The sequence below is a fragment of the Vibrio sp. M260121 genome, from assembly GCF_036533715.1.
Lineage (GTDB): Bacteria > Pseudomonadota > Gammaproteobacteria > Enterobacterales > Vibrionaceae > Vibrio.
Map to the genome: position 1 here is coordinate 1 of NZ_JATABF010000076.1, position 8,395 is coordinate 8,395.

The 8,395-nt window shown below is 43.5% G+C and carries 15 protein-coding genes; all 15 read left to right on the top strand.

Annotated features, from left to right (window positions below):
* Positions 1-123: 123 nt before the first annotated feature.
* Complete coding sequence (locus QTO06_RS24375; RefSeq protein ID WP_331410212.1) at positions 124-1,047, top strand: AAA family ATPase; 924 nt, start codon at positions 124-126, stop codon at positions 1,045-1,047.
* A 1-nt stretch (position 1,048) separates the two neighbouring features.
* Positions 1,049-1,483 (top strand): hypothetical protein, encoded by a 435-nt coding sequence (locus tag QTO06_RS24380; protein ID WP_331410213.1) that lies wholly within the window; start codon positions 1,049-1,051, stop codon positions 1,481-1,483.
* Positions 1,474-1,719, top strand: coding sequence for a hypothetical protein (locus QTO06_RS24385; RefSeq protein ID WP_331410214.1), 246 nt, complete (start codon positions 1,474-1,476; stop codon positions 1,717-1,719). The genes QTO06_RS24380 and QTO06_RS24385 overlap by 10 nt, the downstream gene beginning before the upstream one ends.
* A 24-nt stretch (positions 1,720-1,743) precedes the next feature.
* A complete protein-coding gene (locus QTO06_RS24390) occupies positions 1,744-2,019 on the top strand; it encodes a hypothetical protein (protein WP_152555271.1) in 276 nt (91 codons plus the stop codon).
* A 109-nt stretch (positions 2,020-2,128) separates the two neighbouring features.
* Positions 2,129-2,743: a DUF3164 family protein gene (locus QTO06_RS24395; RefSeq protein ID WP_191685243.1), complete on the top strand. Its 615-nt coding sequence runs from the start codon at positions 2,129-2,131 to the stop codon at positions 2,741-2,743.
* A 21-nt stretch (positions 2,744-2,764) separates the two neighbouring features.
* Positions 2,765-3,811, top strand: a complete 1,047-nt coding sequence (locus tag QTO06_RS24400; RefSeq protein ID WP_331410217.1) for a nucleoid-associated protein — start codon at positions 2,765-2,767, stop codon at positions 3,809-3,811.
* Positions 3,804-4,031: a hypothetical protein gene (locus QTO06_RS24405; protein ID WP_031417696.1), complete on the top strand. Its 228-nt coding sequence runs from the start codon at positions 3,804-3,806 to the stop codon at positions 4,029-4,031. Before QTO06_RS24400 ends, QTO06_RS24405 begins: the two co-directional genes overlap by 8 nt.
* Before the next feature lie 120 nt (positions 4,032-4,151).
* Entirely contained in the window at positions 4,152-4,529 is a 378-nt protein-coding gene (locus tag QTO06_RS24410; RefSeq protein ID WP_051848338.1) for a hypothetical protein, read from the top strand.
* Entirely contained in the window at positions 4,519-4,971 is a 453-nt protein-coding gene (locus QTO06_RS24415; RefSeq protein WP_031417693.1) for a hypothetical protein, read from the top strand. Before QTO06_RS24410 ends, QTO06_RS24415 begins: the two co-directional genes overlap by 11 nt.
* Positions 4,962-5,870, top strand: a complete 909-nt coding sequence (locus QTO06_RS24420; RefSeq protein ID WP_052036790.1) for a hypothetical protein — start codon at positions 4,962-4,964, stop codon at positions 5,868-5,870. Before QTO06_RS24415 ends, QTO06_RS24420 begins: the two co-directional genes overlap by 10 nt.
* On the top strand, positions 5,857-6,045 hold the full coding sequence (locus QTO06_RS25590; protein WP_042770654.1) for an SEC-C metal-binding domain-containing protein: 189 nt from the start codon (positions 5,857-5,859) through the stop codon (positions 6,043-6,045). Before QTO06_RS24420 ends, QTO06_RS25590 begins: the two co-directional genes overlap by 14 nt.
* A complete protein-coding gene (locus tag QTO06_RS24425) occupies positions 6,042-6,260 on the top strand; it encodes a hypothetical protein (RefSeq protein ID WP_042770655.1) in 219 nt (72 codons plus the stop codon). Before QTO06_RS25590 ends, QTO06_RS24425 begins: the two co-directional genes overlap by 4 nt.
* Positions 6,253-6,714, top strand: a complete 462-nt coding sequence (locus QTO06_RS24430; RefSeq protein ID WP_042770656.1) for a hypothetical protein — start codon at positions 6,253-6,255, stop codon at positions 6,712-6,714. The genes QTO06_RS24425 and QTO06_RS24430 overlap by 8 nt, the downstream gene beginning before the upstream one ends.
* Positions 6,715-6,903: 189 nt before the next feature.
* A complete protein-coding gene (locus QTO06_RS24435; RefSeq protein WP_064369453.1) occupies positions 6,904-7,110 on the top strand; it encodes a hypothetical protein in 207 nt (68 codons plus the stop codon).
* 131 nt (positions 7,111-7,241) lie between these two features.
* Positions 7,242-8,252 carry a hypothetical protein gene (locus tag QTO06_RS24440; RefSeq protein WP_052036791.1) on the top strand — a complete coding sequence of 337 codons (1,011 nt, stop codon included), beginning with the start codon at positions 7,242-7,244 and terminating at the stop codon, positions 8,250-8,252.
* Positions 8,253-8,395: the final 143 nt, after the last annotated feature.

The window sequence follows — 8,395 nt, forward strand, 5'->3', positions numbered from 1 at the left end:
ATGGGAGAAAAAACAAAACGCGCCGTTGGTCATGACGCGTCTTGGGATGCTGATGATGACTACTTCAATGATGATATGACCCGAGTAATACAACAGCAATTTGGAAAGAATACGGAGTAAAGAATGAATGATGTAATTGAGCGTGTCAAGCTGGCTCGACTTGAGCATGGTCTGACGCAACGAGCGATTGCTCGCGAATCAGGGGTTAACGAAGGCTCTCTCAGTGCGTTGTTAAAGCACGGTACTTGCGCTGGTGATGAGCAGAGTTATCTCAAAAAACTTGAAATGTGGCTAAACAATCGAGGCCACCAGCAGGAAACAAGAAGTGCGCTTGCCTCCCCTGCATTCCTTGAACTGCCAACAGCCAAGCGCATCATGAACCTGATGTCGATTGCACAGAATCTGTCGTCCTGGAGTATGGTGTACGAAGGCGCTGGCGTTGGTAAGACGAAAGCGGCAGAAGAATATCAACGTACACACAACAACGTGTGGATTGTGACCGCTTCACCGTTTTGCAAAACCTCGGCCTATGTGATTGGTGAGCTGGCTGAGCAGTTGGGCGTTCGTGGATGCCGCACGATTGCCACTCAAACCAAGGCTGTCGCTAAAGAGCTTGTAGGTCGTAACGGTCTTGTGATTATTGATGAGGCTCAATACCTCAGCGACGACACGTTGAATGGCATTCGCATTCTGATTGAGGGTAAGGCTGGCGGCATGCTGCTTGGTAACGATGTGGTTCGTACTCGTATGACAGCAACTCGTTCAAAAGTGAACATGAAAGCGTTTTGGTCACGCGTGATTAGCCCTGCAATGATTAAGCATCCAGTGCCTGACGACATAGATATGTTTGTGCGCGCTTGGGGTGTGACAGATGCGGAAATTCTTCGTTACGCACAGCGCATTACTCCACAAACCGAAGGACAGCTTCGCAGCCTCGATAACATTTTAAAACTCGCGTCATCGAGAGCGTTGTCATCAGGTGAAGCGCTTAATGTCGAACATGTTAAACGCGCCCACCAAAAACTAGCAGAGAACTTGAGAGGTTAGCATGTTGGAAGTTGAAAAAGTGATGGCTCACATGAAAGCGAATCCAGGCACTTGGCTCGCTGAACGTGAAATTACAAAAGCGGTTGGCTCGAAAGCGAGTCCTAAAGGTATGACTCGCTCTCTCATGCACTTGGTATCAATTGATGGGCTGATTACTAAAAAAGAACCAGGTCGCCCTTACTTCTACAAATACAAAAGCGATGTAAAGAGTGTTGGTAAGTGTAAAGGGTGCAAGAGTTCTGTGGAGGTGCGAGTGCTTGTTGATGGTCATTGTAATCAATGCCGCAAAGGTAAAAGCCTAAGCCCAACACTTTCTGATGTCGATGCGTGGCGAGCGGCACGAGATAAAATTTTTACTACTGTATTGCGCCTTCCGTTTGGTCTTCCAACTGGTGCTTATGAACGAATTGTACGAGGTAACAAGTTATGTCTTTAGCAGAGCAAGTGGTGGTTCTTGGAGGCTCTTGGGTTGAGCAACGTAAGCAAATGGGTCGCTCTGAAATATTGATCCCTTCGCGCCCACTGTCATTCGACAAAGAGGCGGTACGCGCTGCACTTGGCGACATAAAGCCTTTTGATATTTATCAAGTTAAGAATGGCGTTGGAACGCTTATGAAAGCGATCCGAATTGGACGTAGTTTGATTGTTTGGCAAGCTCAATCAACACATTAATTCAAATCAATAAAGGAACAGAAAGTGATGAAGTATGACTACATAGAAGGAATGGCTGAAGTAAATGAACGCTATGCCGAGCTAGAAAAACTAGCCCAGCAAAACCCTAAATTACTTCAGCTTTTCAAACGGATCGTCGGGTCCTCCGAATGTGTATCCAGAATGCTTCGATTTGAAGTTCACTTTGATGAAGGTGCCGCAGATACATTTGTGGCCACCATCTCTGTGCAACCGACCGAGTTCTTTCGAGATGTTTCTGCCGCACTCCGGACAGGTGATATCGATAATCTGGTTCTCTAGGTTGAAAGACATAAATTAAGTCCTCTTTGTTAAATGAACATTGTTTTGGCGAACACAGTTTAACCAAGAGGCATTAAATTCCAAATACTTAACAATAAGGATGTCTTCTATGACTAATCCAGTAGCCCCAAAGGGCATGCGTCTAAACAAAGACGGCAACCCAGTCCCTGAACGCATTATCGACCCTTACAAGATTGAGCAAGACGATTTTGTGAATGCGTTAATTGCTAAAGCAAAAGAGCAGCAAGCACAACTTAGAGCGTTCAAAGAACTCGCGTTCGGTGAATGTGCAGCCTTTCTTGAATTACTTGGTGAGAAGTACAACGTGGAACGTGGAGGCCGTAAAGGCAACGTGACCTTCACTAGCTTTGATGGTCGCCGTCAAGTGATTGTGGCCATGCATGACAACATCACGTTTGGTCCAGAGCTTCAAATCGCTAAACAGCTTATTGATGAATACCTACGTGGCTTAACCGAAGGTGCGAACGACGAGCTTAAAGTCTTTGTGAATGATGTGTTTGAAGTGGATAAGCAAGGCAAGTTAAACAAGCGCCGCATCCTCGACTTGCGTCAGTACAACATTGACCACCCACTGTGGCTTGAGGCAATGGAGGCTATTGCTGACTCAATCAGCATTGCATCAACTAAGCAATACATCCGATTCCGTGAGAAAGACGAGCACGGCAAGTTCCAAAACATTCCGCTAGATTTTGCGGCCCTTTAATTTAACGAAGAGATGATGACTATGACACTTACAGTTAAGAATGTTGTTTTACACGAATTGCAACGCGATGAAGACAGTGGTGAGCTGCAGCTGCATTTGAATAACGGTAAGGCACCTTGTGGTTTGAGTTCAGAGTTGCTGGTTCGCCAAATGAATACCACGTTCACAAACAAATCAAACAATGGTTTTGGTTACTTTGATGATGAGTTTGCTGACTCTGATGTTGCTTGCTATGCCGTCGAACACTTAGTGAAAGGCGATGCGTCGTTCCTAGCTATTTCAACAAAGCTGGCTGAAAAACTTCATGAAGAACTGACGAGATATCCATTCGTCGATTCGGGTGTGCTGGTCTTCGCTGAGTACGAATTGTTGGCGGTTCGTTACCTCATGATTGGTCTTGTCCCTAAAGTTCACTCGTTGACCGCTAGCTCTGAATTGAAGTTGGCTGATGTGGATTACCTCGACGCGACTCACATGACGATTGCGGCTCGTATCGATATCAATGGCTTCATGGAAGCGGATGTCGGTGAAGAGGCTCGTTATGTTTCATTTATGCGTACAGGCAATAAGCGCCGTATGAATGACTTCTTTATCGACTTCCTTGGTATCGATGTTGCTACCGAAGCTAAGGTGCACAGTACGGTGTTGGCTCAAGCGCTTGAAGATTACTTCATTGACTCAAAGACTGGCGATGAAGCTCGCTCGATGCTGGAACGCACTGCGTACGCATACTGCGATGGTCAAATCAAACTGAAAGAAGACATCTCAATTAAAGAGTTGTCTGACACCATCAGTGAAGAGTTTGATAAAAGCTTTGCTGATTACGTTAAAGAGCAAGGCTACGACTTGGATGACGAGTTCCGAGGTGACCGTGGTTCGCTGCGTCGTCTTGTGAAGATTGCTGGTAACGGCGGTGGTGTCTCGATGTCGTTTGATGCGCAACTGCTAAACGAGCGTGTGTTCTACGATGTGGAAACTGACACGCTAACGATTAAAGGCACGCCACCAGCAATGCGTGATTTGATGTTGCGTAAAGCTAAATCAAACGGAGGTGCTGACAATGCATAAGATACTTCGAATCAATCGAGACCTAATTGAGTCAAGTGTTGAAGATGCCAAGTTGACATTGGAGGAGGTCTTAAATCATAACCCTCAAATGGCAAAGGATGCAGCAAAGCATGCATTGGATTATTTACCTATTCCAAAGCGTAAAGGTCACATGACTCGCGTTGCAATGCTTCGCACCATCATCAAGCGTGCAGACAAATTACTCGCAACGAGTAAATAAACCCACTCTGTAAATAACACATTAAATACAGCGAGCAGAGCCACACGGCTTCCCTGCTTTGGCTTCGCTCGCTTTAAACATCGTTAAAACATTATTTAAACCGGATTTAAGGAATTAAAAATGGCGAGAAAAAATAACCTAGGGTGTGACTATCAAGGTAGTCATTTTGGGGCGTGGTACGAAGATGCTTGTTGTCGTGATGGGTATCTGTGGGATTTGGATAGTGGCGGTATTGATGATGCTGGTAATTCATATCTCGATCATGGTGGTGATATCCCATGCCCACAATGTAATGCTAAGCAATACATCAAATCCTATATGGCTGATGAGTTCGATAATGCTGGCTACAATTCTGTTGTCCAGCCTTTAACAACCAAACAAGTGAAAAATCCTTTCCCGAGGATGCCGTCTAATTTGCGTCGAATGGCGATGCGTTTCTGGCGTTCAGGGCGACGTGATGGCGTGTATGAAAGCATGCGAGGTATCTATGAAGGATAAGTCTCACCCTCTTACTGCATCTGATTGGCAGGAGGTTCAAGGTCAACTTGAAAGCCTCATTGCTAGGGTTTCGTTTAAATATAAAGGCCACAAGATAACAGTGGCTCGTGAGTATCAAAGCGAATCATCAAGCAAGCTTGCTGTTTATATCGATGGCCAAATTAAAGGCACATGGATTGATCTTAACTTTGGAAGGGTTGGTGAAGTCGATAAGCCCAAAGAGCGACCTGCTGTGATTGATGATGTTTGGATGCTGAAAACTAAAGCTCGATACGACAAAAAGTTCATCGCAAGTGTCGAGAAGGTTTGGGGCAAGCGTGAAGCGAAAAAACGCTATCCAGATTTACACGGCAAGCACCAGTTCCGCTGGCCTTATTTCAACAAAGCATCATCAGTGGTGCGTCAATTCAAAAAGCTAGAAGGTATCGAACTATGTCTATAAAACAATTACGCGCTGCTATAGCGCCTTGCTGCGGTCTTGGTGCTAATCGTGAAGAAGTCGATGCGGCTTTGAATAACGTCTCTGCGCAGCTCAGCACGCAAGAGCAATTGCTTGTTGAAACGCTGAATATTCTTGAGCATTCGCTTAAGGCTATTCGCTTGGATGCTGTCACAGAAGAGCTTCTTCAAAATCACTACAACGCAGTCAAGGCGATTCGTGAGCATTTTGAATCTGCTCAACCAAATGAGCTCTACTCAGTCGAGTTAATAGCGCAAGTTCAATCGCTGACTGAGGCTGAAATTCTAAGAATGATTAAACAACCTGGTCAACTTCAACCAATGCCTAAAGCTGCATCATCTCAAATCGACCAAGTTATTCATGAATTATTTTCTTCTTGCTGGGTTGGTTCGTTGAGTTACGGTCCTATTAAAAGTCAGCGAGCGCAGCTGTATAAGAATTTAAAAAATCAACTTGATGGTTATTGGACGGGCCACACTGCGTACTGGATGTTGGTTGAAGGTGGATTCATCGTTGATGGACCAACGGGCACGGCAAAGCAATTAACACGATTCGGTTCAATGTTTAAAAAAGAGATGGAGTCTATCAATGACGCGCTACAAACGAATAGTAAGAACTTATGCAAATCAACGTCGTCGGTTGTTGTTCCAGTTGAAAAAGATGAAGAAGTTAAACTCAACGAACACCATTTGCTAAATATCATCGTTGATAGCGTCACTATTCCATGGGACGCAGCGCAAAGCATCAAGTCTATTGAGCGCCGAGTGCAAACTGCTATTCAGCAGCGAGACTTTGTACGGGCTGGGCGATTAGACAACGTCTCTGTCGCTATCCGAAATGTTCACAACCACTGTCAGGAGCTACTCAATGCAACACGATAATACACAGGAACGAGTGTACACCGATGATGAGATTATCCATATCATCGAGGAAGCGCTAAAGCCAGCTAATCGTAATCGTCCTTGTATTTGCGGTAGTGGTAATAAGTACAAGAAGTGCTGCCGTGGCGATCACCTGGTTAAGTTCAATCAATTCAAAAAGGAAAACCATCTATGACAGGACTTGAATGCCCGTTCGTTTCAGTCCACTCACGCTCTGCTCTAGAGCGTGAGGTCGAAATTGCTGAAGCATTAATTGCGGAAACAGGCACCGCATACCCAGACGCAACGTTTGAAGAAGGTTATATCGCTGCTCTAAATATGGTGATGAACCGCCAAGGCTCAAATGTTCGTGAAGACTATGAAGATCTAATGGAGAAGCGAAATGAGTGAGTTTTTCCTGTGGCTTGGTATTGTTGTTCTCTGGGTTGTATTCTGGACCAAAATATTGAACGTTTTACAAAAAAGATGGAGAGCGAATGCTGTCCCAGAAGCGGTTAAGCTTGGTGTAACAGGGCAATGTCAGTGTAATAACGTAGAAATGGGAAGTTATGACAATCAACGCACCATCCCAGTACCGATACATATGGCTTATTACAAAAGATGCCGTCTAAATCACGGATTGCAACCGTTCATTAGTGTTGATAAATGCTGCGTGCCTGAGTTGGTGTTGTTATGGAAAAACGGTATTCATACATATGGATGTTGCTGTGGTCATGGCAAGGTTCGCCCATATATCAACGTGCCAGAGAATCAGTTCAGGGCGGCGCTAAAGCTTGGGTTTAGGCCTTATCGATATCCAAACGACCCTAATCGCAAGGATGCCGTGTATTGGCCAACAATATGAAAGAAGGCTCGTCATTTGACGAGCCTTTATTTTTATTAAAAATGTAATTAGCAGATAAATTACTTTAATAAATCAGATCTTTATCAAAAGCTAATGATTAAAAAATGATCGTTTATATCCTACGATAAATCCGTAACTTATAGAACTGTTACATAAACCAAACTCCACCACTTAAAAGAAGGAAGCACTATGCCTCGTTATTACGTTAACAAAAATGCACAAGACAATGGAGACCATGAGGTCCATCAAGAAGGCTGTTCTCGACTACCACTGGCTCATAATCGTTTAGACTTAGGCATTCACTTTACTTGCCAGACTGCTGTTACAGAAGCTCGCCGTTATTATCGTCAGTCAAATGGATGTTTCTATTGTGCTAACGCCTGCCACACTAGCTAATGTATGACGGTGAGATAACGCGTTATACCAACAGTTAAAAATGAACCTCGTATATTCGAGGTTTTTTTTCTATGCGAAATTTCTGTTTTTATAAGTATTAATACAAACAGACCTAAGAGAAAGAATGTCACGTGCAAAATAATACCTTAACCATCACTAATGAAAATGACCTATTTGATGTTCTAGAAAACACTATAGATAGCCAATTTAATTTCGATGGCGTAGAAATTGAATTTAAAGATTGGCCTACATTCGAAATGCGAGTTGTCGGCGAAGACTATGATGCTACAATTACTCCTGACTTGATGAAGGCATTTCTTGAACTTCAAGCTTCTATATACAGAAGTTACGCAATGGCTAGATACAACACTCCGAACGCCAATAAACTTAGCCATCATGAGCGTGACTTATTGACAATTAGAGTCAAAGTTGAACATGGTAGTTCAGTATTTGGAATCGATTTTCAAGGAATTCTAGAAAACCTAGGAAAAGAGTTGATCGGAAAAATGAGCCCAAAAGAAATTGTGATCATCGTTTTAGGAATTGCTGCATTTTATTTTGCAAATTCAGCGTATAAAAATTTCTTAGATAGTCGGCGTCAAACTCGCATTAAAGAACTTAAGCAAGAAAACCGCAAAGAAGAACTAAAGCAGTTACAATTCGCTCAAGAACAAGAAACTGAGCGAGCCAAAATAATGGCAACAGTTATGAGCCAAGAGCCTCGCCTGAAAACAATCAAGAATTTCAGTGATGACGCGAAAACAGAACTATTCAAACGAGGCGGAGATGCGAAACAAGTTGAAGTTCAAGGTGTCGTTGTTGATGGAGATAATGCTGTAGAACTAATGAAAAATGCTAGACGGAAATCAAACGAGGTTCATTTATCTGGTTTGTTTAGAATTCTCTCTGTTGATTCATCCAACCAACAAGCATTTAAAGTTAAGTTGCGTAGCGTTGATTCTCACGAGGAGTTTACCGCAGAGGCAGAAGACCACACTTTAGACCGCAAGTTTTTACTGGCATTGCAAAAGGGTGAATGGGAAAGAACGCCAATCAAACTACATGTGACAGCTAAAGAAATGAACGGGGATATAAGAAAAGCAATGATCACGTATGCTGAATATGTCACCCAAGATAACTAAATTAAGCCTCACCAAGCGTGAGGCTTTTTTTTGCACAAAACATTTGCAATCGCAAACCTGTCCGCCCCTACAATAATAAGAGTTATCAATTGACAATTGATGAGAGAAGCATGGTGGACATAAATCGAAACAAGTACTACGGC